Source organism: Vibrio sp. ZF 223 (assembly GCF_003050585.1).
Lineage (GTDB): Bacteria > Pseudomonadota > Gammaproteobacteria > Enterobacterales > Vibrionaceae > Vibrio > Vibrio crassostreae.
Genome location: NZ_PIGB01000003.1, coordinates 59,977 through 85,176, shown reverse-complemented (window position 1 = coordinate 85,176; position 25,200 = coordinate 59,977). Strand labels below are relative to the sequence as shown.

Sequence of the window (25,200 nt, the reverse complement as noted above, 5' to 3'; positions counted from 1 at the left end):
CCTATCCTTACTTCTGTTGATGCGGGTCGAAGGCATCACGTACCGCTTCACCAACGAAGACAAGTAACGTAAGCATCAGTGAAAGCACAACGAAAGCAGAGATACCAAGCCAAGGCGCTTGTAAGTTCGCTTTACCTTGCGCCAAAAGCTCACCTAATGAAGGCGAACCCGCAGGAAGACCAAAGCCCAAGAAATCTAATGAGGTTAATGTGGTCACCGAGCCAGAAAGAATAAACGGCATCATGGTTAACGAAGCAACCATCGCGTTGGGCAGCATGTGACGAAGCATAATGCGTTTATCATCAACGCCCATGGCCTGAGCAGCACGCACATAGTCAAAGTTTCGGCAGCGTAAGAATTCCGCTCGCACGATGCCAACTAAACTCATCCAACTGAACAGCACCATAATCCCCAGCAACCACCAGAAATTAGGCTCAATAAAACTCGATAGAATGATCAGCAAGAACAGGGTCGGCATACCAGACCAGACTTCAATGAAGCGCTGCCCGAATAGATCAACCCAACCACCGTAGTACCCTTGTGTTGCCCCGACGACGACACCGATCACGCTCGATACAATGGTCAGAATAAAACCAAATAGAACAGAAATACGGAAGCCATAAATGATACGAGCTAATACATCTCGTCCTTTATCATCGGTTCCTAGCCAGTTGACTGAATCTGGCTCCGATGGCACCGCACCTGAAATATCAAAGTTTATCGTGTCGTAACTAAACGGAATGATTGGCCACACGATATAACCGCTGTCTTCAATGAGTTCGATAACATACGGGTCTTTGTAGTCGGCTTCGGTTTCAAACTCGCCACCAAACTCTGTCTCGGCGTATTCATTGATAACAGGCACAAACCACTGATTATCATAAGAAACCAAGAGTGGCTTATCGTTGGCAATGATTTCAGCGAACAGGCTCAAGCCAAACAAGATGGTAAATATCCATAGGGAGATAAAACCACGCTTGTTTGCTTTAAAACGTAACCAACGAGCTTCAGCTAAAGGGTTGTTAAACATTTATTATCAATACCTTGTTATTCGTTCGCCATTAACGCGCTTCAAAATCAATTCGAGGATCAACCCAGGTATAAGTCAGGTCGGAGATAATGCTCAGCACCAAGCCAAGCAAGGTCATGATATAGAGAGAGCTGAACACCACGGGATAGTCACGTTGAATGGTCGATTCAAAGCCAAGCAGACCAATGCCTTCAAGTGAAAACATCACTTCAATCAACATAGAACCCGTGAAGAAAATACTAATAAATGCGCTTGGGAAACCCGCAATAATGATCAGCATGGCGTTACGGAAAACGTGCTTGTAGAGAATACTGCTCTCGTCCAAGCCTTTCGCTCTCGCAGTCACCACATATTGCTTATTGATTTCATCAAGGAAAGAGTTTTTGGTTAGCATGCTGAGTGTGGCAAAGCCGCCAATGACCATCGCAAAAATAGGCAACGCCAAGTGCCAGAAATAGTCGCCAATTTGCTGATACCAGTTGAGCTGGTCGAAGTTACTCGAAACTAACCCACGCAATGGGAACCAGCTGAAGTAGTTACCACTCGCGAACAAAATAATCAGGATAATCGCAAACAAGAAGCCCGGCACCGCGTAACCGACAATCACTACCGCGCTAGACCAAATATCAAAGCGAGAGCCGTGATGTATCGCCTTCATAATGCCTAGCGGTATTGAAATCACATAGATGATTAACGTACTCCACAACCCCAAGGAAATGGAGACAGGTAAACGCTCGATGATTAAATCAATCACGTTGCCGCCCTTAAACAGGCTTTCACCAAAGTTAAAGGTCGCGTAATTTTTCAACATATCAAAATAGCGAACGTGAATCGGCTTATCAAAACCAAACTGCTTTTTGATCTCTTCTACCACTTCCGGATCCAGCCCGCGCGAGCCTTTATAACCACTGGCAGACGCTTGATCACTTTCGCTTAAATCAACTTCTTGTCCACCACCAGAAAAGCGCTCCATGATCCCAGAGTTATGCCCTTCTAACTGAGCAACGGCTTGTTCTACCGGACCTCCTGGGGCAATCTGGATAATGAAAAAATTGATGGTGATGATCGCCCACAGCGTGGGGATCACCAACAATAAACGTCGAAATATATACGCGGCCATGCTAACTAACTCCTAACGACGTTTTTCAGGAAGCAATGCCGCCTTCTCTTCTGAAATCCACCATGTATCGATACCTAAATCGTATTTAGGCAATACATCTGGACGCTCAAACTTATCCCACATTGCAACTCGATATTCACCAACGTGCCATTGAGGGATGTTGTAGAAATTCCATTGCAATACTCGGTCTAGTGAACGACCTAACGTAAGCAGCTTTTCAGGATGCTGTTGGTTACGCGCAATTTCTTCTGTTAACGCGTCAACCACCGGATCCATCACACCTGCAGTATTGTAAGTAGAATCAATGTAGTTAGAGTTCCAAACAATCATTAAGTTCGGGCTCGGATAAGGGTTTGCAGAAAACGATGAAGACACCATATCGAAATCACGATCACGCAAGCGCTTGATGTACTGAGTGGTATCGATGGTACGGATCTTCATTTCGATACCCATGCGCTTCAAGTTCTTCTGAACCGGCGTTGCAATACGCTCCGTGGTTGGGCTGTAAATCAACAACTCAAATGACATCGGCTTGCCAGTCTTTTCGTTGGTCATCACTTTGTCTTTCAGTACCCAACCCGCTTCTTTCATGAGCTTGAAAGCAGTACGCATCTGGCTACGAATACGGCCACTACCATCGGTGACTGGAGGCTGGAATTCTTCGGTAAACACTCGCGGAGGAATCTGATCTTTGTACTGAGACAGCAACGCTACTTCAGCTTCGCTTGGCAAGCCTTTCGCTTCATAGTCGGTGTTTTGGAAATAACTACGAGTGCGCTTGTACTGACCGTAGAACATGTTCTTGTTCATCCACTCAAAGTCCATCGCGTAGGTTAACGCTTCACGAACCTTTGGGTCTGAGAACACAGGAGATTGAATGTTGAAGACAAAACCTTGAGTCGTTTCTGGCTTCTCATGGTTGATCTCTTCTTTGATGATGTAGCCTTTATCGAAGTTCGCGCCCGTGTATGAATTGGCCCAAAACTTAGCTGAGTTTTCGGTTCGAAGATCGAACTCCCCTGCTTTGAAGGCTTCTAGCATTACTGTGTCGTCACGGTAGTAATCGTATTGTACTTCTTTGAAGTTATTACGACCGACGTTAACAGGCAGGTCGGCTGCCCAGTAATTTTCATCTAAACCGTAAGTCACGCTTTGACCCGATTTATAGCTGATGATCTTATAAGGGCCGCTTCCTACCGGCGGTTCACTTAGAGGTTCAGATAGCTTCTTGTCTTTCCAATAATGCTCTGGCAATACGCGAGTGCTTTGGGCAAAGCTAAACAACTTCTCGCGGTTTGGCTTCTCCATCTCAATACGTACCACTAAATCAGAAACCGCGGTGACTGACTTAATTTCTTTGTAATAGACACGGTATTGAGGCACACCCTCGGTTGAAAACTTATTAAAGGTGAATGCCACATCATGAGCGGTAATTGGCTCACCATCATTAAACTTAGCTTTTGGATTGATATCGATTTCCATCCAAGTGAAATCACTGGCGTAGCGAACCTTTGAGGCGATCAATGGATAATACGCATCAATCTCGTCGCTCGGAGAGAACATCAAGGTATCGTAAATCTCACCCGTGTAACTTGCCGCAACGCCGCGAGAACCGAATCGATTAAAGCTATCGTAGGTACCAATGCTGCCATAGGTTACTTTACCTAGTTTTGGGGCATCAGGGTTAACGTAATCAAAGTGAGTGAAATCGACTGGATATTTCGCTTCACCAAAACCAACCAGTTGCGTGGTTTCAATTACTGTGGCGGCAGGTGTTTCGGTATCAGAAGCGTGTGTAACGGAGGGATATAGAGCAATAAGCGGCAGCATGACTGCACATGACTTCAAATTAGACCTGAAAAACTGAGTGCGCTGCGAGGCTTTACTTCGGAAATCTGTTCCCATTTGACTCTCCCTTCAAATGTTATGAATTCGATATTCAACTTGATTAACCGGCTTTGAATGCACACCGTTAAAACAAGTATAGGTTCAAATCTAACATCATGTAATAACTAATAAAACCATCAGCACTCCATCTCTGACGGTTTATTTACAATTAACTCGTTACAGCTCGAAGTTATTGAATGCAGTAAGCTTTGATTGAGTTGATTGCTTTGATTAGTTTGGTGGCGTAAAAAAGTACGGGGGAAGGCAGAAGCACTAAGATTGCGCTAGCGTGAATGACACAAGCCTCCACGACTTAGATTTCCTTTGATTCGCTTCTAAAGCGAAATTTACGTTCTAAATAATCAACAAACTATACTTTACTGGAGTATCCTTGCAGCCTAGGTCTAAATGGAATGACACTTTGAACAAACCAAACCAAGTAACCTTCTCAACGTTCAACCTTTTGAACTACCTTGAGCCACCGAACGCTTATTATGATTTTGAGAACATCTACAGCTTCGATGAATGGCAGAAGAAGCAAAATTGGATTGCGGAAGCGATTCGTTCATTAGATTGCGATGTGATTGGCTTTCAAGAAATTTTCAGCCCAGAATCTTTAAAGAAACTCATGACAGAGTTGGGCTATCCGCACTTTGCCGTCGTCGATAACGCACACGTTGAAGATGATTACCTATACACCTCCCCTGTTGTGGGCATTGCTTCCCGTTATCCGATTGAAAATGTTCAGCCTGTCACGCCGGATTCGAGCTTACTTGCCGCCTTTAGCCTTGGTGACAATTTTTCATTCAACCGAACACCAGTACACGCCACTATTGAACTGCCTCACTTAGGCTCAACCGATTGTTATGTCGTGCACTTTAAGTCACAACGCGCAACAGAGCCTAAAGTTGAAACGGTAGAACCGAGTGACAGTTCAGCAGAGCAAAAGCCACAAAGCGATACACTGATTAAACTTCACCAGGAACAACTTGGATCTTGGCTATCGAGTGTTCAGCGCGGACTAGAAGCTCAAATGCTACACCAATACATTACCAATCAACGCTATCTAACCGACCAACCCGTTGTGTTGATGGGCGATTTTAACAAGCCCCTATTCAACGATGAATTCAAAGGGTTGTTGAGCTATTCGTTGAAGCGAGATGAAACCAGCCAACATTGGCTTTCACACTTTAGATTGAGAGACAGTTGGGACCTCTACCATAAATTACACGAAGAAGACTTACTCTCACAACGTAAACCAACTCATTATTACGGCGCATCAGGTTCTGTACTGGACTACATTTTGATGTCGAACGAATTTGACTGCCAGAACTCCTCAAGTTTGATGGAAATATCAAACTACACTGTGCTCGACCATCATCTGATTAACCCAATCTTCGAACGCGACCAATTCAGTACCGATCACGCTGTCGTTTCCGTCACCGCTCATATCCGCGAAGCCTAGAGTTAGACATAAAAAAGCCGCAGTCAAACACTGCGGCCTTTCCACTTCAGACAAACGGGTTGAGCCAACCGACGCCCCATTTAGAAACCGATTTGCCGTTTAGCAAAGTGTGAAACTTAAAAGTTGTAAGTTGCGCCTAGATAAAATGAATCAATCACGAGATCTTTATCATTTTCAAAACCTGAATCACTCTCAATCGCAAATGCATCCGCTTCATAACCTAACCTAAAGTTAAAGTTTTCAGCCTGTTTTGGTGTGTACTCAACTCCGAAACCATAGCGAATAGCGTCACCACGATCGTCATCAAGCAACGGAGCCGACTGGTCTAAATCAATCGTCGACAAACCTACGATGCCAAAAGGGCGAATTCCGTTGTCAAACGTGTAACCTAGATTAGCAACGATCGAAAATGCAGTTGGAGACCAAGTGTAAGAATCTTTGGTTAATGCATCTTTTGCAACAACGTCGCCATAATTCGTATATTGCGCCTCTAGTGCGACGATGCGATTGAATTGGTATCCAGCAATTATCTTGTACGTCCGATCTTCTGCATCAACAGTAATTGGCCTTGAAGAGCCCTCATAAAGCCCACCATCATCAATACCAGTAGTACCAATTGCACCACCTAAGTAGAAACCATTGTCCTCTGCCATTACACTGTTTGCCACAAGTGCAGACATCATCGCGATGCTTAAAATATATTTGTTGTTCATTACTGCTTGACCTTAATTATTTCAAATCAACATTGCTACGTCTTTCCCTGCTACACAATCTTGTCAGACTTATCCGACACCCCGTCGAATTGGCAAGCAGATTACGCTCACAGGTAACAAAAAAATAAATAAAAATATAATCACTTTGTAACTTCAGCCAACATAATCAGTAATAACAAAATAAACACATGAATAATAAAGAAATAAAAACACATCTTTTCTAGATAAAACCTTCCACTCAATTTTCAAACCATCCCATTTTTAGATTTTATTCACGCAGACTTACGAACGCTTACTTTCAAGAGTGATGCGATTCTGCATAATTCGCGCGCTTTGACCATTCGTACACTTAAATAACCACACTTAAATAGTTATCCGATCCAAAAGCAGCCAATTTCGCTCAATCTCCACAATTCAGAATAAGACGATCAAAAAACACGATGAACCACACAATAGACTTCAACGGCTTAATCATTGATATCGACGCTCGCACTATTACCAACGAGCAAGGGAATAAAATCACCTTGCGCCCTCACCTATTAGCAGTGCTCTGCTTACTGATAGAAAATGTGGGAAAGCCGATTTCGAGAGAACATATTGTTGATGTGTGCTGGGACGGGCAACTCTCGTCACCGCATGCCCTTGCAAACGTCGTCTATAACCTACGCAATGTCTTCGCGCGATTGAGAACGCCAAACGTCCAGATCATTACCATCAGTAAGTTTGGATATGCGCTATCAATTGAAGCCACGTAAAAGGATTTATGCAATCAATGTCGGTGACTGAGATCACCAAAAAACACCCCATCGAAACGTTTCGATGATCGTTATCACACTCTAAGAAAGTGAATAGTGCAAATGATAAATCAAACACTATTATCACTATCGAAACGTTTCGATGGCTTTTCTTGAGTTGTTCTCAACCCATCAAACGTTATTTTTCGATAGGTCGTGATATGAAAAAAAGTACTCTAATAAACTCTGAACTCTCTTACCTAGTGGCGACTCTTGGCCACACAGATGAAATCACGATTTGTGACGCAGGCTTGCCGATTCCAGACCACGTAACACGCATAGACCTTGCACTGACTCACGGTGTCCCAAGCTTTCAGCAAACCGTAAAAACCATGCTGGATGAATCTCAAATCGAAGGCGTTGTGATTGCAGAAGAGTTTGCAAAAGTAAGCCCAGAACACCACGCAGCACTGATTGATTTAATCAAGACAGAAGAAGCGCGTTGCGGTAAACCGCTTTCGATTACTTACATCACTCATGAAGAATTCAAAGAGCGCACGCATGAAAGCCGCGCGGTTATCCGCACAGGTGAATGCACGCCTTACGCGAATGTTATTTTCCAAGCTGGCGTAACCTTTTAACTCAAGCAAAACGCAACGACAGCTCAGTGTCATCACTGAACCAAAACAATCAAATACAACTGGCCCCGAGTAAAGGAACCGACATGACTCAAGCCATTTTAGAACTTAGCTCAATTGAGAAAGCCTTCCCTGGTGTGAAAGCACTGGATAAGGCAAGCCTCAACGTTTATCCAGGACGCGTAATGGCGTTAATGGGAGAAAACGGTGCAGGTAAATCAACCCTCATGAAAGTGCTCACCGGCATTTACCACTTGGATGGCGGCACTATCGCCTATCAAGGTAAACCAGCAGCATTTAAAGGACCGCGTGATTCACAACAAGCTGGCATTAGTATCATTCACCAAGAATTGAACCTAATTCCAGAGCTAACCATCGCCGAGAACATCTTCTTAGGTCGTGAAATCACAGGGACTATGGGCCGCATCTTGTGGAACGAAATGTACCAAGAAGCGGACAAGCTACTTAAGCGTCTTAATGTAAAACACAGCTCGAAAACACTTTTAGGTCAGTTAAGCCTTGGTGAGCAGCAAATGGTAGAAATCGCGAAAGCCCTATCGTTTGAATCTAAGGTCATCATCATGGATGAGCCAACGGATGCATTAACCGATACCGAAACTGAGTCGCTATTTAAGGTGATTAACGAGCTGCGTTCTGAAGGCTGCGGCATTGTTTATATCTCTCACCGCCTGAAAGAGATCTTCGAGATTTGTGATGACATCACGGTGCTTCGTGACGGTAAATTCATTGGTCAGTGTGAAGTAAAAGACACCGACGAAGATGGCTTAATCGAAATGATGGTTGGCCGTAAGCTAGACGAACAATATCCACGTATCGGCCAGAGCCACGGTGAAACCTGCCTTGAAGTCATCGGCTTGACCGGTTCTGGTGTTCACGACGTGAGCTTTACTCTAAAGCGCGGCGAGATCCTTGGTGTCTCGGGGCTGATGGGCGCAGGTCGTACCGAACTGATGAAAGTCATTTACGGTGCCCTTCCTAGTGAACGCGGCGTCATCAACCTAGAAAACAAAACCATTAACCCGGTAAGTCCAAAAGATGGCTTGGCGAATGGCATTGCTTACATCTCTGAAGACCGTAAAGGCGATGGCTTAGTGCTAGGGCTTTCTGTTAAAGAAAACATGTCTTTATGTTCACTGGATCTGCTTACAAAAAGCGGTCAAATCCAACACAAAGACGAAGTGATGGCGGTTGATGACTTCATCAAGCTATTCAACATCAAGACCCCTACTCGCGAGCAAATCATTGGCAACCTTTCTGGTGGTAACCAACAGAAAGTGGCTATCGCTAAAGGCTTGATGACCAAACCAAAAGTATTGATTCTCGATGAGCCAACGCGTGGTGTCGATGTCGGTGCTAAGAAAGAGATTTACCAACTCATTAATAAATTTAAAGCCGACGGCATGAGCATCATTTTGGTGTCCTCTGAAATGCCAGAAGTATTAGGAATGAGTGACCGCATCATGGTGATGCATGAAGGCCGTGTAAGCGGTGAATTTGACGCTAAAGAAGCAAACCAAGAATTATTACTGGCGTGTGCGGTCGGTAAAAAGATCAACGAGGATGCAGCATGAGTACTAAAACCATGAGCAAAACAACTGAAACCGAAGCGCCTAAGAAGAAGCCATTAATCAGCAAAGAGTGGCTGATTGATCAAAAATCATTGATAGCTTTGATCTTCCTGATTGTTGTCGTTTCTTTCTTAAACCCGAACTTCTTTACTGTCGACAACATCCTAAACATTCTGCGCCAAACCTCGGTTAACGCAATCATTGCTGTGGGTATGACGTTGGTTATCCTAACCGCGGGTATCGACTTAAGTGTCGGCTCTGTACTGGCACTTTGTGGTGCATTCGCAGCCAGCATGATTGGCATGGAAATCCCTGTGATGATAGCAGTGCCAACTGCTCTTGTAGCTGGTGCAGCATTGGGCGCTATCAGTGGTGTGATTATCGCTAAGGGTAAGGTTCAAGCCTTCATCGCAACGCTTGTAACCATGACACTACTTCGCGGCGTAACCATGGTTTATACCGATGGTCGCCCTATCTCAACTGGCTTCACAGACACAGCAGACGCATTCGCTTGGTTCGGTACAGGCTACGCAATGGGCATCCCGGTTCCAGTATGGATCATGGTCGTGGTATTCGCAGCGGTATGGTACCTACTTAACCACACACGCTTTGGTCGCTACGTTTACGCTCTGGGTGGCAACGAATCAGCAACTCGCCTATCAGGCATCGACGTAGACAAAGTAAAAATCGGCGTTTACGCAATCTGTGGTCTGTTAGCAGCCGTTGCAGGCATCATCGTGGCATCTCGACTGTCATCAGCTCAACCAACCGCAGGTATGGGTTACGAATTAGACGCTATCGCAGCCGTGGTTCTTGGCGGCACAAGCTTAGCTGGCGGTCGTGGCCGCATCATGGGCACATTGATTGGTGCACTGATCATCGGCTTCCTAAACAACGCCCTAAACCTACTAGACGTATCTTCTTACTACCAGATGATTGCAAAAGCAGTGGTTATTCTTCTGGCAGTATTGGTCGACAACAAAAACAAATAAAACCTATTCACACTCTAGGTTAATACAAGTAACACCCTGTTTTACCTTTAAATATTAGAATCTATAAATAATGTAACTACGAGCTAGAACTCACCTCCTAGCTCACCCTACACAAAGGACTTACACCATGAAAAAATTAGCGACTCTTATTTCTGCTGCTCTTCTTTCTACAACGGTATCTGTGTCTGCACAGGCGCAAGATACAATGGCAATCGTTCTGTCTACATTGAACAACCCATTCTTTGTAACCATGAAAGATGGCGCAGAAGCGAAAGCTGAAGAGCTAGGCTACAAGCTTATCGTTCTGGATTCTCAAAACGACCCAAGCAAAGAGCTGTCGAACATTGAAGATCTAACCATTCGTGGTGTTAAGGCAATCCTGATCAACCCAACAGATTCAGATGCTGTGTCTAACGCGATTCGCATGGCTAACCGTTCAAACATCCCAGTGCTAACGCTAGACCGTGGCGCAAGCCGTGGTGACGTAGTGAGCCACATCGCTTCTGATAACGTAATTGGTGGTGAAATGGCAGGTCACTTCATCATGGAAAAAGTGGGTGAAAAAGCGAAAGTAATCCAACTTGAAGGTATTGCTGGTACTTCTGCAGCTCGTGAACGTGGTGAAGGCTTCATGAACGCAGTAAACGGCAGCGACCTTGAACTTCTTGCAAGCCAACCTGCTGATTTCGACCGTACTAAAGGTCTGAACGTAATGGAAAACTTACTTGCAGCTAACCCAGATGTACAAGCAGTATTCGCGCAGAACGATGAAATGGCACTAGGTGCTCTTCGCGCAGTTCAAGCTTCAGGTAAAGAAGTAATGATTGTTGGCTTTGATGGCACAGACGACGGCATCGCAGCAGTTAACCGTGGCCTACTAGGCGCTACAGTTGCACAACAACCTGACCTAATCGGTTCTCTAGGTATCGAAATGGCAGACAAAGTACTGAAAGGCGAAACAGTAGACGAGTACGTACCAGTACCTCTAAAAATCATCGCTAAGTAATAGTTACTAGGCAATCGTTACTAGGTAACGCGATATAAAGCAGGGGTCCCCTATCCCCTGCTTTGATTAACTCGCTGACTCAAGACCAAGACAAAAAACGAAAAACCGACAGTGCATCGCTGTTTCTCATGCCGCTCACAAGCGAGTGCGCACTCAACACCATGAGAAAGACCCATGCATTTTCAAATACGATATATCATAAGGCTCGTATCATGACTCAACTGATTGTTTTAGGTAGCGTTAACGCTGACCACGTACTGCAAGTTCCTTCGTTCCCTCGTCCGGGTGAAACCTTGATTGGCGGTAACTATCAGGTCATCCCTGGCGGTAAAGGTGCTAACCAAGCGGTCGCTGCTGCGCGATTAAACGCAGATATCGGCTTTATTGCGTGTGTCGGTGACGACCCATTTGGCATCAACATTCGTCAAGATTTCGCTAAAGACGGCATCAACATCGACGGTGTTATCGTTGCAAACAACACCCCAACTGGCATTGCGATGATCCAAGTATCTGCAACGGGCGAAAACAGCATTTGTCTTTCTGCAGAAGCTAATGACAAGCTGACTTGCGACCAAATCGAACCACATCTAAAGAAGATTCGCGGAGCCAAGTACCTGCTGACTCAACTTGAAACACCGATTGAAGGCATTGAATACGCAGCAAAAGTAGCGAAAGAGAGCGGAACTCGCATGATTCTAAACCCTGCCCCTGCTCGCCCACTATCGGATACCTTACTAGCATGTGTTGATGTGATTACACCAAACGAAACCGAAGCAGAAGTATTGACAGGCGTTACCGTAACCGACAGCGCATCTGCTCATCAGGCGGCTTTGGCTCTGCATGCGAAAGGCATCAAGACTGTGATGATCACACTTGGCGCTAAAGGCGTTTGGGTGAGTAAAAACGGAGAAGGTGAGTTAATTGCAGGCTTCCGCGTTGAAGCGACAGATACCACGGCTGCTGGTGATACCTTCAATGGCGCATTAGTGACGGGCTTGCTTGAAGACATGCCATTAGAACGCGCAATTAAGTTTGCTCACGCTGCGGCTGCAATTTCAGTGACTCGCTTTGGCGCTCAGACGTCAATCCCAAGCAGAGCAGAAACGGATGCGTTTTTATCAGAGCAATTATCTGCTTAGCTTGACACCTATTTGAAGGCTTAACTCCTGAGCTAAACCGTAGTTAACGCGTGTTAGCCTTCAATTTCGGTAACAACAAATAACAAGCATAAGCCCCTGTTTTCGGGCAGAATATCGCGCAACGTGGCAAGTTACTCCCACAAGGATTTTTTATGGCAACAATGAAAGATGTCGCTCGGCTAGCAAAGGTTTCAACTTCAACCGTCAGCCATGTGATCAACAAGTCACGTTTTGTCAGTGAAGAGATTGCTGAGCGTGTTAACAGTGCGGCTAAAGAACTCAACTACGCACCGTCTGCATTGGCTCGTAGCTTGAAAATGAAGCAAACCAAAACCTTAGGCATGCTAGTTACTACCTCTACTAACCCATTCTTTGGTGAAGTCGTAAAAGGTGTTGAGCGTCGTTGCTACGAGAAAGGTTACAACCTTATCTTGTGTAATACCGAAGGCGACAGCGAACGCATGAAGTCATCTATCGATATCTTGCTGCAAAAGCGTGTCGATGGCTTAATGCTGATGTGTTCGACCCTTGAAGGTGAACATATCGATGTGTTTGAACGATACCCAGAGCTACCAGTTGTGGTTATGGACTGGGGCCCAATGTTGTTCGCCAGCGATAAGATCCAAGATAACTCGCATCAAGGTGGCTACATGGCAACCAAGCACTTGATCGATAACGGTCATGCTCAGATTGGTTGTATCACCGGCCCACTTCACCGCAATCAAGCCTCTTCTCGTTATCAAGGCTTCAAGCAAGCGATGGAAGAAGCGAATCTAGAGATCAATCCTAAGTGGATTGTTGAATCAAACTTCGAATGCGATGGCGGTTTTGACTCTTACCAAACTTTAAAAGCGCGTGGTGAAATGCCATCAGCCTTGTTTGTCAGTAACGACATGATGGCCATGGGCGTGATTCACGCAGCGGCTCAAGATGGTACATCGATTCCAAATGACCTATCTATCATTGGCTACGATGACATCCACCTGTCGAAGTACATGACACCCGCGTTAAGCACTGTCCACCAGCCAAAATATCGTTTAGGTAAAGCGGCTGTGGATACGCTTTTGAGTAGATTACAAACTCCAGACGCTTACCCGCAAGTCGTTGAACTGGAACCGACTCTTGTTGAACGAAGCAGTGTAAAAGCGATTTAGTACTCGCCATACACATTACACCGTTGAAAGCTAGCTTATTTGTTTTTTGGAACATAATAACGCCACTTACTCGTCCCTAAAATGCCTTAAATATTCAAAAACTTACACTCTAGAATATGCAATTACGGAATAAGCTACTAATTACACACATTACGACTAATTGTCATCTACACTATCAATACATGACATCGATATGGACATGGAGAGTGCCGTTTTATGATTGCGGGTTGGTTTGACAAGATATCCCTACAGAAAAAGCTATTAGTCAGCTTTTTGATTCCTATCACCTTAATGGTTGCTGTTTCCTTTTCTGTTCATGAAAACAGCCAATCTATGGTCGAAGACAACCACTTGGTTGTCCATACTCACAAAGCCATTGCTCGAGCTCAGGAGTTACTAAACCTAGTCGTAGATATGGAAACAGGACAACGTGGTTACCTAATCACAGGAGACCCTGTCTTTTTAGAGCCCTACCACCTCGCACTCGATGTGTGGCGTCAAAAAATTCAAACCCTTGCTACTCAAGTTAGCGATAATCCACCTCAAGTTGATCGCCTTAACAGAATTGACGATATCCATAAAACTTGGCTCAAAGAATCCGGAGAGGAGGAAATCTTACAGCGCAACCTCGTTAATAAAGGTGAAGCAGACATGCAGAGTGTCGTAGAACTCACCAAGCAGCAAACGGAAAAGCAACTGATTGACCAAATACGACGTGAAATCGCTCGATTTATCGAAATAGAAGAACAATTAATCAGTGTTCGTGTTGTTAAATCTGATAACTCCGCCAAGCAAACCGATTACGCTCTATTAGTCGGAACGCTCTTTTCGACATTAATTTCTCTGATTGTTGCTGCGTGGGCGTCAAACCGTATTAATCAAAGATTACACACCCTACTTGAAGCCACTAACCAAGTTGCCGCTGGCCATTTGGATCAAGGCGCTGCGACTCTGGAGTTGGGTTCAAATATAAACACCCAAGACGAAATCGCTCACCTCAAACAAAGCTTTCAAAAAATGACAGCCAATTTGATCAGTAATAACAGTGAAATGCGAGCGAAAAATCAGGAGCTAATCGCCGAACGAACCAAAGCAGAAGCCGCAGTAAAAGCTAAGGGCGATTTTCTGTCGACCATGAGTCACGAGATTCGAACGCCCATGAATGGAGTGCTTGGCATATCTCAGATCATTGCAAGCCAAACCCAAGAGCCGGAAACAAAAGAGAACATCAACATCATTCTTGAATCTGGCCACCACTTAATGACCATACTCAACGACATTCTCGACTTCTCTAAAGTACAAGAAAACAAGCTTGAGTTAGACTTTGCACCCTTTCATTTTACCCAAGTTATGCAACCCGTCTGTAGCGCACTTAAGCCATTAGCAGACGAGAAAGGCATTCGCTTGTTAATCGAAAATAACATCCCAACCCATATTCAACTTATCGGAGACTGTGCTCGGCTGCGCCAAATTATGTACAACTTGGGGGGGAACGCGACTAAGTTCACCAAAGAAGGTCACGTGTCCATTCAAGCGGACCTCAATAGACCAAATAACCAGCTCATTATCAGCGTGACAGACACGGGTATTGGTATTCCTAAAGACAAGCACGAACAAGTTTTTAACTCATTTGAACAAGCAGATACATCAACAACTAGACAGTTTGGCGGCACAGGGCTTGGCCTCGCGATCGTTAAGAACCTTGTCAATCTAATGAATGGGGAAATCATCTTAACCAGCGCAGTTGGCCTTGGAACAAAATTCCAAGTCTCTATATCTATTGCGTGGCAAGAAGGCAAAACCGGTGAGAGTACGACACAGATGACGAATACAGAAAACCTCACCTGTAATTCAATGAACATCCTATTGGTCGAAGATAACCGTATCAATGCCATTGTTGCGCAAGGCTTCTGTGAAAACTTAGGTCACCATGTCGATCTTGCTAAAAATGGTAAGCTTGCGATTGAGCGCCTCAAAACCACTCAATATGACCTTATCTTGATGGACAATCACATGCCCGAGATGAACGGGGTCGAGACAACTCAATACATCCGCGAGAAACTAAAGCTCGACACCTTAATTTTCGCCTACACAGCAGATGTGTTTCGTGAAGCTCATGACAATTTTATTCAGGCCGGTGTTGACCATATTCTTACTAAGCCATTGCAGCAAGAGAGTTTCTTTGACGCCCTACAACAGTTTTCAAATCGATTACCTAAGCAAACTGAAACTAAAGACTCAAATTATGATGAAAATATCGTTGAGCTTCACCGAAAACCAATTGAAACGTTGAGATTAACGGAAGAAGAAATAAGCCATTCAGGGGTAATACACATACTGAAAGACGACACAGAAGGGTTCAACTTGCTTATCGATTCAACCATTATTGAGTTTGAACAGTCTGTTGATCGAGTCATCGAATATTATTTGGCGAAAGAGTTGAAGCTATTGTGCCGCACCCTGCACTCCATTAAAGGTATGTCTCTAAATTTAGGTCTTAAGATGCTTTCTAAACAAGCACTGGAGCTAGAAGTACAAGCAAAAAATCAACAGCTGCCTGATATTGAACTGCTACAAAAGTTGCTCAATCGCCTCATGGTCAATATCCATCAAGCTCAGCGGATGAAAACCGGCAATTCATTAGAACGTCTTAATCAAATGAACGATAAGACTTAAGAAAATGTCATTCCTAAACCAAAGGGCAAGGTTATCTAACCTTGCCCTTTTCGATCAAACGCCATTAGACGAGAAATTCTAACGACTCAACACTGAAGCTATCTCTTGCATTTCATCGAACACATCAACACCATTGTATTGAGGCGCAATAGACAGATCCTGAATACTCACACTTTCTAAAGATTGCTTGTCGCTGAGTTGAGTCACTAACTCACCTTTTGGTGAATAAACTCTACTGCCACCACAATATGTCGCGGAAAACGCATCTACCACATCCTGCCCAACGCGATTACACGTCACGACATTACACCCCTCTTCTAAAGCTCTCGCTTGAGCAATGGCAAAGCTATGATGACCACCAAAATTCGCTGGATGGAGAATAACGTCTACCGACTGATATGCCCTCATGATTTCTGGGAACCAAATATCAAAGCAAATCGCGACACCGAACTTCAATCCTTTAAAATTAAATGTCAGTAATTCACTTCCTCTAGAAAAGTACTCTTTGTCGAATTTCGTTTGATCCCCTCTCACTTGCCTACGCGAACGCCAACGGTTGAAGCAAGCGCACACTCTCATAAGCATCTCAGCTCAACTACTTCATCAGCTTGGGCTCTGGTAAAACGGGGGGCGTGCTATCCATATAGGTTAAGAAGTTTTCCCATACCTCATGTGTTCTCTGCTTAGTGAGTTTGGTTTTGCAAGAAAGCGTCATAACCCCTCGAATGGAACCATCGCGCCATTGGGTATACACAGAGTCACAATGAGCCAACATGTACGTCTGCCAGCTCTCCTGAGCCTCCTTCATTGAAGCCACCAGCTCAGCATCATAAGCATTGTGCTCAAAGCTGGCTGCAAGGTATTTATCCAGTTCCGCTTGTGCAGATTCCAACTCAATTGCGGCACACTGATTGATCTCGATGGTATTCATCGCATTCTCACAATCGATAGCACTTTGATCAGCCAACGCAGAGAATGAGAAGCACACGACTATGAATGCTAATATAAGTTTTTTCATAAACATCCTAAATATTGTCACCCCTGAACGGTTCGATGATATTTCCTTATAACCTTGTTTAACTTGTGACCATATCAGCTAATTAGATTAAACATGGCTCTATATTTAAATCTCTTTCGATCTTTAAGCAAATAACATCAAAATTTATCGGGATATAAGCGTTTGTTATACGTGTGAATAATGCAAAATATCACCAATCCCACCAATAAAAAAACGAGATAACATCAAGATTTCGCTGGTAAAAATGGAAAATATATTATCTTTATCAATAATTCATGCGCGCATTCACAATATTTATTATTACTATTGCTACGCAATCGTTAAATTTATAAATTAAATTGAATGCTCACCCAATCGGTAACGCTTCTCCAACTATGGATATCAAGTACCAACATTTTGCCAAGACTTCGCTCTACTTTGCCATTTCTTTCTTCTTCTCTATGGCATTGCTTATCCCGTTTACACCAACTCACTATCAGAATTTAACCCAAGACACATCAAAGCTCGTCGAAACACAACTTGAAGGTATCCAATCGAGGTTCGACCGTTTTTTATCAGGCATCACCCCTGACCAATCTTGCGATGTAATTGTTAGACAGATGCGACAAACCGTTTTTGATGCCGATTGGGTAAAAGAAGCAGCCGTATTCAACAAACAGAACCGTTTTTACTGTTCGACCACCGATGGTGAGGTTTCGTTTCACCTTTACAGCACTATCAGAGAAAGGCTCAATGACGATCCGAATTTAACCACCCTATCGTATTCCAATTCGGCCATCACCCAAGTGCAATCCATCATGCTTATTTTCTCGAATAAGGAAGATGCCGGGGTGAGCCTGATGATTCCGCCGCACTTTATCTATGACATTGTCGAAACAAACCTTAACAGCCATGGAATACAGGCTAAAGTTGAAGTGATCAAAAGAGACATCCACCCTACTAACATTGACTCATCATTAGCCAAGGTGCGTATACAATCAAACATTTACCCGCTGACCATCACCTCATACATTGGGTATCAGTATTATCTTCACTTCATGTTGAGCTATTTATGGTTTGGCTTTTTGATGGCCGGAATTACGACCATTATTCTCCTTTCCGTCAAACATAAGAAACAGAGCCAACGTAGCTTAGAGTATTCGCTTTCAAGTGCACTAAAAAACAAACATCTACATGTTCACATGCAGCCCATCGTTAACCAAAACACCAACGAGATCGTTGGCTGTGAGTCATTATTACGATGGAACGACCCAATTGAAGGTAACGTATCCCCTGCTATTTTCATCCCACTAGCTGAAAGCTTAGGGCTGATTGAGGAGCTAACTTACTTCGTGCTACGCAAAGTATTAATGACGCTGAAAAGCAATCAAGACGAGTTCGAATCAAAGTACATCAGCGTCAACATCAGTCGCAACGTTGTGTCCAACAGTAACTTCTCTAACAAGGTAATCAGTATCTTTAAAAGACACCCTGAGATCCTCAAGCAGGTGGTATTTGAAGTAACAGAAGATGGTGAATGTTCTGATGCCGATATGGTCAAAATTAGAGACAACCTTACCAAGCTATCGAACATGGGCGTGAGAGTCGCGATTGATGATTTTGGTACAGGCTACGCCGGATTAGACTTTGTAAGACAGTTCCCGTTTAGCATTCTCAAAATCGACCGCGTGTTCGTGAAAAACATATCCGACGAATCCAGCTTTGGTCTCCCTTTACTCGAATCCATGCTTCAACTATCACGAACCTTAGGTATGCAAGTCATCGTCGAAGGTGTCGAGTACGAATCACAAGTAAAAATCTTGTCTAAGCTAGGTGTCGACTATATCCAAGGCTTTTATTTTTATAAGCCGATGCCGATAAACCTGACGATAAGCTTGCTTAAGCAACAGCATTTTGAGTCTGATAGCATTGAGAAGCCTTCGGCATCAACGCCGGAGTGTGAGCAAATTTAAACTGTTTGATAATTGCAGCCTGCGTAGACTCTTTTTACTACGAGTCTACGCTTACCGCGAGCATAAGGGTCTTGTTTACGGCTTACTCATAATCAAAACATTGCTGTTTAAGCCAATGGCCTAACGTTTTGATTTCAAACTGCTTAGCTCTCGACTTTTTGTATACAAAATACATGTTGTCGCCAGTCGGCAAATCGTGCATTGGGATACGAACCAAGTTTTGTTGAAGATCTTGGTCGTTAAGAAAGTAGTCGTTCAGGAACGCAATACCTTGATGGTATTTCACGGCCTCGGCGGCCAGTACCATGTGGCTGAACTGGCTAATTTTCACATCCTTTGGCAAGCTGAAGCCACCGCGTTCACACCACTGAATCCAGTCTTTCGCTTCACCGCCATCCTTGAAGATTGAACTTACTGAAAGTAATTGCTGATCCCACAGAGCCTCTGGCAAAGGTTTATCTTCGATCCTCTGCCACACCTTTTGGCTACAGAACGGATATAACTGCTCTTTGTATAGGAAGTCACTAACGTAGTTTTTCTTAGGCGGGTAGGCAGTGATAAAGCAGTCGGCAACTTGATCTGAAAACTCAGGCTCATCGGCTACCATACTTAACGTTAAGTCGATTTCTGGATGCTGTTGGCGTAAGTTTTCGAGCCTAGGTACCAACCATTTCACGGCCAGAGAACTGTACATTGCAATCCGAATTTTGCCACTGTCACCTTCGCGGATTTGGTAGCTGGCTTGCGCGATATTCTGTAATGAATGAGACACATCTTCGTAGTAACGCTCTCCTATCGGGGTGAGCGATAAACGCCTTCCCTGACGCACAAACAAGGTTTCACCTAAGTATTCCTCCAGCAAGCGAACCTGATGACTCACCGCACTTTGAGTAACATGAAGCGCTATAGCCGCCTGAGAAAAGCTATTAAAACGAGCGACTGACTCGAAACATTGTACTGCTCTCAATGGTGGTAATTTCATTATTAGTTCAGCTCATACTAAGTGAATTTTTATCATTATATATGAAACCATTTTATGCATTAAGATTACGCCATCACACTTCTTCACTTTCTTTTTAACTCACACTGAACACGCGTCAGTCAATGATAGGAGCTTCTTCATGCCTACAATGTCTGTTGGAATGGCAATGAGTTTACTCATTGTCGGCAATCTAATTGCGGTTTTCTCTGATGCCTTAATTAAAACCTTAGGCGAAGACACTGCTGTTTTTCAATTTGTCTTCTTCAGACAACTAACTGCCGTGTTAATCCTTCTGCCTTTTTGTTTTGGCGTGAGTAAAAAGAGCTTCACCGACGGGCTAAAATGGCATGCCTTGCGCGCGCACATCTGGTTACTGGGTGCAATCTTTATGGTGTTTGCCATCAATGCCATGCCATTGGCTACCGCTAACGCGATTTTCTACGCCGCACCTTTGATGATGCTTCCGTTAGCCTTGGTCTTTTTCAAAGAACAACTCAACCGCTACTCTGTTGCTGCTGGAATATTCGGCTTTATGGGCGTTCTGGTCATCATTCGCCCGACAGAGATCGATTGGGCGGCCATTGCTGCGCTTATCGTGGCGTTAACCATTGCCAGCAATAACTTATTAATCCGCAAACTTCCCAAGCACCAAACCGTCGCACAAACGTTGCTGTTAACCAACTTAGCGGGCGTTCCGGCATCACTTGGGCTCGCCATTTGGGAAGGCCGTGAATGGAATTGGTCACCACTTATCACTGCCGCAGGTTCAAGCGGTTTTATCCTCATCTACGCGGCGATATGTGTCGTCACTTACCGGTCGGCAGAAAGCAATAAAATCGCCAGTGCTGAATACAGCGGCTTACTCGGAGCGGTGGGAGTTGGGTTGGTCTGGTTTGGTGAAATGCCTGATATTGCAATGGCGATTGGCACAGCGATGATCATACTGCCACTCATCTGGCTGGCTCGAAATGAGAAGAAGCAAAGCTAACAAAGTTTATTGATACCAGGCCCTGAATACCAAGCGAAATGAGTAAGATATCACTTCAGACAAAAGCTTTAATTAATACGAACAATGTGAAGCCGTAACTGTAAAAGCAACGGCTTCGTCTGTTCGAACAGAGCTTAAAGAGAAATAGAAAGCGAACAAAGGGGTGAGTTAGTCAGCTAATTAGGCTAGTTCGTCGCTTTTGAATCTGATGAATTGGCCGCTTTCGTCGCTTCTTCAGCGGTTTTCTTACCAAACACCGTATCCATCATAAAACCAATACGCTTAGATGCATTACCGAACTTATTCGGGTTAGCCGTATATGGAACTTTAAACTCTACTTCACCTACTCTTTGCCCGTTCTGATAAGCATTGATCTCCGCTTGCTTTAAGAACAAGGCTAAGTCCCAGCCCCAATGGCCTTCATACTCCAATGTTAGCTTATCAAGATCGTGCTGCGACTTATCTGGTACGACGGTGTAAGTATAATCGTTATCTTGCAGCCACGTTTCCATGGTATTTAAGAACCCTTCACGTGTTTCAGCGTCTTTAACAATCACAACATCCACTTCAGTCGTAGGTTCTGGAATCGCGCTCCCTGTGTAACGAGGGGCTCCACAACCAGCCAAAATTAAAACCGAAAGCGATAATAGTAGGTATTTTTTCACGTTACATATCCATTAATGATTATTTGGGTGAATAGTACCATAAAATAAAAACAGCATGTCATATACTAAGGAGTCAACAAGACATTCCTTGTTACATAAAGCATTGAAAAATAGCGAAAGAAAAACCAACGACCATGGGTCTCCTTTGATGGACATTTAACTTCATCGCATCTTGAGTACATTAAAAGGAATACCATGGAAAAGACACTTCAAACCAAACTGGCGACCAGCCTACTACTGCTGAGAATCGGCATTTTTATAGTCTTCTTGTTCTGGGGCTTGGATAAGATCCTTGTGCCTGAACACGCGACAAAAGTACTGTTCGGCTTTTACGGCATCGACGTGTCGAACAATGCGATGATGGCGCTGGGTGTCGCTCAGCTTGGATTTTTAGGCGCATTCGTCGTCGGCATGTGGAAAAAGTACACCTACGGTGCGGTTTTGGTCCTGCACGCAGGCTCAACTTTCGCCTCTTTTGGAAAATACATGGACCCGTTCAACAACCTACTGTTCTTTGCCTCTTGGCCAATGCTCGCAGCCTGTATCGCACTATTCTTACTGCGCGACTACGACACTTACAGCGTTTCCAACTAACACAAAGATTGAATAAACGCCTCAAGATAAGCCGCGTGGCTACAGATGGAATAATCGAAGTCCTCAGGTTTATCACTAAACCCAGAACCTAACAAATCAACAAGAATGCGCCGATGAGGAAGCAACCAATCACTAGCCGCAACGGCCGGATAATCAAACGAGGAAGCACAGCCAATACCATGTATAAAAATAATAGGCACTTCCGAACCGGGAAGATCATGATACCTGAGTATCGCGTTGCTCCCCCTTAACCTTAAACTCTTTCATTTATTCCTCTGAAACCAACTGAACACAACACTTAACATATACATACTTCACATACCAAGCGTGTCGAATTGCTTGTTATTGATTAGCCAATCAAGCCACTGAAAACACAATGCGCTCTTGGCTTTCATCATCTTTCAACTCAAGTAAAATGCCTTCGGCCTTCGCGTCTTTTAATGCGTTAACTAATGCTTCTAATTGCTCCCCGTTTTCGTCAAATTTAGACGATATGTTCTTGGGTAAGAGTGTCACAACCAACTTTGCCAAGCCTAAAGGAACCACCAAGCTGTCCTTTAGCTCACTAGTTTCAAAGCAATAAGTGTCCATTTTGAGCTTACGCATGCAAAAATACTCGCCGAACACATGGACTTACTAGAGTACCTTTTCTTTGAGATTTGTCTGTGAGTTACATGCGAGAAATGAAACATTACACATATTAAAAATGCATTGATTGGCCCACTCTAAAACTGCGACAGCTCAGGGCCATCTTGAAGGTGACAATTACATGTATGAGAAAGGTGTTTGTTGAATTGGATGCTAAGAGAGATTTTGTAAGGAGAAATAGCGCCGTAGCCATTTGTGTGACGCATGGGCTTAAAAATCTAGTTTGATTAAGTAAAACAAATTTAAATCACTGAAAATATAGGGGATTTATATCAACCTACCAAAGCACATTCGGCTATGATGAAGCTAATAATCATATATTTCAATTTAAATAACTTCTATTTTTAAATATATTTTATTAACTTAATAATCAGCCAGTTTAATTATTCAATCTATCATCAATCAAAAAAACTCTTTAATTTACATCCTACCCAAAACTAAATGATTTTTATGTGCTAATTTTACAATATAAAAATTAAGATATTCTGGTTCTAATTTAACATAAAACCTTTGTCTTGCGTTGGTGAATTTTTGGTTAGGGGATAAATCCATGATAATTAAAGAAGTTAAAAACGTATCGATTGCTATTAGAGTTTGGGCGATTCTCGCTTTGTTTGCAATCGCTTTACTTACAAATACAATTTTAAATATAGACGGCTCACGCCAACATGTACGTGAGAGTTATCAAAAAGGGGTAAAAATTCTAGTTCAAAGCGCCGTTAGCGTTATTAAGCATTATGAAAATCAAAGTGCAATAGGGAAATTAAGTGAAGAGGAAGCACGTGCACGCGCATTGGAAACCATCTCAAATATGCGATTTGATGGTGGGAATTATATCTTCGTAGGTGATCGAGAAGGAAAGCAAATAGCTACAGGCGTCCCCTCTCTTTTAGGAAAAAATATTATTGACCTTCAAGATAGTAAGGGTAAATATTTTGTCAGAGAGATGTACAGCATTTCGAAAAATGGTGGTGGATTCATTGATTATCATTGGAAAAACCCGAACAAACAAACGCTAGAGCCAAAAACCAGTTATGCAATAATGTTGGAGCCTTGGGGATGGATGGTTGGTTCTGGTGTAAATATGGTGGCCTTACAAGCGACGACTCACCGAGCTGAGATGACATCGATAGGTTATGCAATAGGCATTTTAACGGTTCTCTCACTGATCGTTGGTTACTTCATCAAAACCATCACTCTCCCAATAAATCGTACTTTGGCTGCGATGAAAGCATTATCAAAAGGTGAAGGCGATCTAACGCAACGTATTCCCGAAGAAGGGAGCAAAGAACTGATTTTCTTGGCTCGTTATTTCAATCAGTTTGTAGAGTCTATTCAATCAATGATGCTCGGGATTCAGGGAATTGGGACTCAAGTATCAGCGTCGGCAACGCAACTCACTGATTCGGTACACCAAATAGATAATAGCCTTAACCAGCAAAGAAACGACGTGGATATGCTTGCGACAGCCATGACAGAAATGCTTGCTACCGTTGAGGAAGTTGCTGGGCGAACCGTTGAAGCAAATGAAGCAAGTCGGTTTGCAGCGCAGGAGACACAGAAGAGTTCCTCAATTATTCAAAATAATGTGATAGAAGCTAACGAAATGGCGGAAGTCATTACCTCAGCAGGACAAGCAGTCCAGAAGTTGGCGCTTGATGCAAAAAATGTTGATACGGTTCTAGAAGTTATTCGAGGAGTCGCAGAACAGACAAACCTCTTAGCACTTAACGCTGCTATTGAAGCCGCTAGGGCTGGTGATCATGGTCGGGGCTTTGCTGTGGTAGCTGATGAAGTAAGAACCCTGTCTCAACGTACTCAGGAGTCCACACTTGAGATTCAAAATATTATAGAAAAGTTGCAAGTTGGCGCTGAAAATGTCGTTACAGTAATGCATCAAGGGGTTGATAAAGCGAATAAAGCCTCAGAGCTATCAGCGCAGGCAGGATGCAAGATTGACGAGAGTAACAAGCAAGTTAATAAGATCGAAGGTATGGCGCAACACATTGCAACTGCTGCTGAAGAGCAAACACTCACCGTGAACGAAATAAACCGTAACGTAGCCAGCTTGAGTGATATGGCGACTTTAGTGTCGAGTGAATCTACCGAAATGGCTAATTCGAGCCGGGAACTCAGAGGTATCTCGGAAAATCTCATGTGTACAATTAACCGATTCAAACTTGCATGATGCAAGAATTTGCTTTGAAAAG

22 protein-coding genes and 1 pseudogene are annotated in these 25,200 nt (G+C 43.7%); 13 read left to right on the top strand and 10 right to left on the bottom strand.

The window, feature by feature from the left end; all coding sequences use genetic code 11:
• Positions 1–7: 7 nt before the first annotated feature.
• From CWO13_RS07890 to CWO13_RS07880, 3 genes are read right to left on the bottom strand one after another with little or no spacing between them, the layout of a single operon-like run.
• A complete protein-coding gene (locus CWO13_RS07890) occupies positions 8–1,030 on the bottom strand; it encodes an ABC transporter permease (protein ID WP_048608646.1) in 1,023 nt (340 codons plus the stop codon).
• Positions 1,031–1,061: 31 nt separating this feature from the next.
• The gene (locus CWO13_RS07885) at positions 1,062–2,150 is read right to left on the bottom strand and encodes a microcin C ABC transporter permease YejB (RefSeq protein WP_004730359.1); all 1,089 of its coding nucleotides are present in this window, start codon (positions 2,148–2,150) and stop codon (positions 1,062–1,064) included.
• 12 nt (positions 2,151–2,162) lie between these two features.
• Positions 2,163–4,055: an extracellular solute-binding protein gene (locus CWO13_RS07880; protein ID WP_108082744.1), complete on the bottom strand. Its 1,893-nt coding sequence runs from the start codon at positions 4,053–4,055 to the stop codon at positions 2,163–2,165.
• A gap of 403 nt (positions 4,056–4,458) precedes the next feature.
• On the opposite strand from CWO13_RS07880, the gene CWO13_RS07875 reads away from it, so the two are divergent.
• Positions 4,459–5,502, top strand: a complete 1,044-nt coding sequence (locus CWO13_RS07875) for an endonuclease/exonuclease/phosphatase family protein (protein WP_108082743.1) — start codon at positions 4,459–4,461, stop codon at positions 5,500–5,502.
• 116 nt (positions 5,503–5,618) lie between these two features.
• On the opposite strand, the gene CWO13_RS07870 is transcribed toward CWO13_RS07875, so the two are convergent.
• Entirely contained in the window at positions 5,619–6,215 is a 597-nt protein-coding gene (locus CWO13_RS07870; RefSeq protein ID WP_102268581.1) for a porin family protein, read from the bottom strand.
• 440 nt (positions 6,216–6,655) lie between these two features.
• Here CWO13_RS07870 and CWO13_RS07865 point away from each other — a divergent pair, with 440 nt between their 5' ends.
• The 8 genes from CWO13_RS07865 to CWO13_RS07830 all read left to right on the top strand — a co-directional run bounded on the left by CWO13_RS07865 (position 6,656) and on the right by CWO13_RS07830 (position 16,143).
• On the top strand, positions 6,656–6,970 hold the full coding sequence (locus CWO13_RS07865) for a winged helix-turn-helix domain-containing protein (protein WP_017108334.1): 315 nt from the start codon (positions 6,656–6,658) through the stop codon (positions 6,968–6,970).
• A gap of 200 nt (positions 6,971–7,170) precedes the next feature.
• Positions 7,171–7,590, top strand: coding sequence for a D-ribose pyranase (gene rbsD / locus CWO13_RS07860; protein WP_029222043.1), 420 nt, complete (start codon positions 7,171–7,173; stop codon positions 7,588–7,590).
• 83 nt (positions 7,591–7,673) lie between these two features.
• Positions 7,674–9,179, top strand: a complete 1,506-nt coding sequence (gene rbsA, locus CWO13_RS07855; protein WP_099166634.1) for a ribose ABC transporter ATP-binding protein RbsA — start codon at positions 7,674–7,676, stop codon at positions 9,177–9,179.
• Positions 9,176–10,168 carry a ribose ABC transporter permease gene (gene rbsC / locus CWO13_RS07850; protein WP_009844905.1) on the top strand — a complete coding sequence of 331 codons (993 nt, stop codon included), beginning with the start codon at positions 9,176–9,178 and terminating at the stop codon, positions 10,166–10,168. The genes rbsA and rbsC overlap by 4 nt, the downstream gene beginning before the upstream one ends.
• Before the next feature lie 127 nt (positions 10,169–10,295).
• The gene (gene rbsB, locus CWO13_RS07845) at positions 10,296–11,174 is read left to right on the top strand and encodes a ribose ABC transporter substrate-binding protein RbsB (RefSeq protein ID WP_017060856.1); all 879 of its coding nucleotides are present in this window, start codon (positions 10,296–10,298) and stop codon (positions 11,172–11,174) included.
• 212 nt (positions 11,175–11,386) lie between these two features.
• A complete protein-coding gene (rbsK, locus tag CWO13_RS07840; RefSeq protein WP_108082742.1) occupies positions 11,387–12,313 on the top strand; it encodes a ribokinase in 927 nt (308 codons plus the stop codon).
• Positions 12,314–12,465: 152 nt separating this feature from the next.
• Positions 12,466–13,467 carry a substrate-binding domain-containing protein gene (locus tag CWO13_RS07835; protein WP_108082741.1) on the top strand — a complete coding sequence of 334 codons (1,002 nt, stop codon included), beginning with the start codon at positions 12,466–12,468 and terminating at the stop codon, positions 13,465–13,467.
• Between the two features lie 216 nt (positions 13,468–13,683).
• Positions 13,684–16,143, top strand: coding sequence for a CHASE3 domain-containing protein (locus CWO13_RS07830; protein WP_108082740.1), 2,460 nt, complete (start codon positions 13,684–13,686; stop codon positions 16,141–16,143).
• Positions 16,144–16,221: 78 nt separating this feature from the next.
• Here CWO13_RS07830 and CWO13_RS07825 read toward each other — a convergent pair.
• Both CWO13_RS07825 and CWO13_RS07820 read right to left on the bottom strand, forming a co-directional pair.
• Positions 16,222–16,665 (bottom strand): annotated as a pseudogene (locus CWO13_RS07825) (carbon-nitrogen hydrolase family protein); the annotation flags it as partial.
• Between the two features lie 73 nt (positions 16,666–16,738).
• Complete coding sequence (locus CWO13_RS07820; RefSeq protein WP_102433579.1) at positions 16,739–17,161, bottom strand: lysozyme inhibitor LprI family protein; 423 nt, start codon at positions 17,159–17,161, stop codon at positions 16,739–16,741.
• A gap of 374 nt (positions 17,162–17,535) precedes the next feature.
• Here CWO13_RS07820 and CWO13_RS07815 point away from each other — a divergent pair, with 374 nt between their 5' ends.
• A complete protein-coding gene (locus CWO13_RS07815; RefSeq protein ID WP_108082739.1) occupies positions 17,536–19,113 on the top strand; it encodes an EAL domain-containing protein in 1,578 nt (525 codons plus the stop codon).
• Positions 19,114–19,195: 82 nt separating this feature from the next.
• Here the strand turns inward: CWO13_RS07815 and CWO13_RS07810 are convergent, their stop codons facing one another.
• Positions 19,196–20,095 (bottom strand): LysR substrate-binding domain-containing protein, encoded by a 900-nt coding sequence (locus CWO13_RS07810; protein WP_102433577.1) that lies wholly within the window; start codon positions 20,093–20,095, stop codon positions 19,196–19,198.
• 139 nt (positions 20,096–20,234) lie between these two features.
• On the opposite strand from CWO13_RS07810, the gene CWO13_RS07805 reads away from it, so the two are divergent.
• Positions 20,235–21,083, top strand: coding sequence for a DMT family transporter (locus tag CWO13_RS07805; protein ID WP_102433576.1), 849 nt, complete (start codon positions 20,235–20,237; stop codon positions 21,081–21,083).
• Positions 21,084–21,268: 185 nt separating this feature from the next.
• Here the strand turns inward: CWO13_RS07805 and CWO13_RS07800 are convergent, their stop codons facing one another.
• Positions 21,269–21,748 (bottom strand): Sbal_3080 family lipoprotein, encoded by a 480-nt coding sequence (locus CWO13_RS07800; RefSeq protein ID WP_057621948.1) that lies wholly within the window; start codon positions 21,746–21,748, stop codon positions 21,269–21,271.
• A 195-nt stretch (positions 21,749–21,943) separates the two neighbouring features.
• On the opposite strand from CWO13_RS07800, the gene CWO13_RS07795 reads away from it, so the two are divergent.
• Entirely contained in the window at positions 21,944–22,342 is a 399-nt protein-coding gene (locus CWO13_RS07795) for a hypothetical protein (RefSeq protein WP_108082738.1), read from the top strand.
• Here CWO13_RS07795 and CWO13_RS07790 read toward each other — a convergent pair.
• Both CWO13_RS07790 and CWO13_RS07785 read right to left on the bottom strand, forming a co-directional pair.
• Positions 22,339–22,542: an alpha/beta fold hydrolase gene (locus CWO13_RS07790; RefSeq protein ID WP_258186372.1), complete on the bottom strand. Its 204-nt coding sequence runs from the start codon at positions 22,540–22,542 to the stop codon at positions 22,339–22,341. The two genes, CWO13_RS07795 and CWO13_RS07790, sit on opposite strands and share 4 nt — an antisense overlap.
• 157 nt (positions 22,543–22,699) lie before the next feature.
• Positions 22,700–22,948: a hypothetical protein gene (locus CWO13_RS07785; protein WP_102441111.1), complete on the bottom strand. Its 249-nt coding sequence runs from the start codon at positions 22,946–22,948 to the stop codon at positions 22,700–22,702.
• 592 nt (positions 22,949–23,540) lie between these two features.
• Between CWO13_RS07785 and CWO13_RS07780 the strand changes: the two genes are divergently transcribed.
• Positions 23,541–25,178, top strand: coding sequence for a methyl-accepting chemotaxis protein (locus CWO13_RS07780; RefSeq protein ID WP_108082737.1), 1,638 nt, complete (start codon positions 23,541–23,543; stop codon positions 25,176–25,178).
• The last annotated feature ends 22 nt before the right edge of the window (positions 25,179–25,200 follow it).

Excerpts from the sequence above, each read along its gene's own strand:
- CWO13_RS07890 (WP_048608646.1), bottom strand. The coding sequence starts at position 1,030 with ATGTTTAACAACCCTTTAGCTGAAGCTCGTTGGTTACGTTTTAAAGCA.
- CWO13_RS07885 (WP_004730359.1), bottom strand. The coding sequence starts at position 2,150 with ATGGCCGCGTATATATTTCGACGTTTATTGTTGGTGATCCCCACGCTG.
- CWO13_RS07880 (WP_108082744.1), bottom strand. The coding sequence starts at position 4,055 with ATGGGAACAGATTTCCGAAGTAAAGCCTCGCAGCGCACTCAGTTTTTC.
- CWO13_RS07870 (WP_102268581.1), bottom strand. The coding sequence starts at position 6,215 with ATGAACAACAAATATATTTTAAGCATCGCGATGATGTCTGCACTTGTG.
- CWO13_RS07865 (WP_017108334.1), top strand. The coding sequence starts at position 6,656 with ATGAACCACACAATAGACTTCAACGGCTTAATCATTGATATCGACGCT.
- rbsD (WP_029222043.1), top strand. The coding sequence starts at position 7,171 with ATGAAAAAAAGTACTCTAATAAACTCTGAACTCTCTTACCTAGTGGCG.
- rbsA (WP_099166634.1), top strand. The coding sequence starts at position 7,674 with ATGACTCAAGCCATTTTAGAACTTAGCTCAATTGAGAAAGCCTTCCCT.
- rbsC (WP_009844905.1), top strand. The coding sequence starts at position 9,176 with ATGAGTACTAAAACCATGAGCAAAACAACTGAAACCGAAGCGCCTAAG.
- rbsB (WP_017060856.1), top strand. The coding sequence starts at position 10,296 with ATGAAAAAATTAGCGACTCTTATTTCTGCTGCTCTTCTTTCTACAACG.
- rbsK (WP_108082742.1), top strand. The coding sequence starts at position 11,387 with ATGACTCAACTGATTGTTTTAGGTAGCGTTAACGCTGACCACGTACTG.
- CWO13_RS07835 (WP_108082741.1), top strand. The coding sequence starts at position 12,466 with ATGGCAACAATGAAAGATGTCGCTCGGCTAGCAAAGGTTTCAACTTCA.
- CWO13_RS07830 (WP_108082740.1), top strand. The coding sequence starts at position 13,684 with ATGATTGCGGGTTGGTTTGACAAGATATCCCTACAGAAAAAGCTATTA.
- CWO13_RS07820 (WP_102433579.1), bottom strand. The coding sequence starts at position 17,161 with ATGAAAAAACTTATATTAGCATTCATAGTCGTGTGCTTCTCATTCTCT.
- CWO13_RS07815 (WP_108082739.1), top strand. The coding sequence starts at position 17,536 with ATGGATATCAAGTACCAACATTTTGCCAAGACTTCGCTCTACTTTGCC.
- CWO13_RS07810 (WP_102433577.1), bottom strand. The coding sequence starts at position 20,095 with ATGAAATTACCACCATTGAGAGCAGTACAATGTTTCGAGTCAGTCGCT.
- CWO13_RS07805 (WP_102433576.1), top strand. The coding sequence starts at position 20,235 with ATGCCTACAATGTCTGTTGGAATGGCAATGAGTTTACTCATTGTCGGC.
- CWO13_RS07795 (WP_108082738.1), top strand. The coding sequence starts at position 21,944 with ATGGAAAAGACACTTCAAACCAAACTGGCGACCAGCCTACTACTGCTG.
- CWO13_RS07785 (WP_102441111.1), bottom strand. The coding sequence starts at position 22,948 with ATGCGTAAGCTCAAAATGGACACTTATTGCTTTGAAACTAGTGAGCTA.
- CWO13_RS07780 (WP_108082737.1), top strand. The coding sequence starts at position 23,541 with ATGATAATTAAAGAAGTTAAAAACGTATCGATTGCTATTAGAGTTTGG.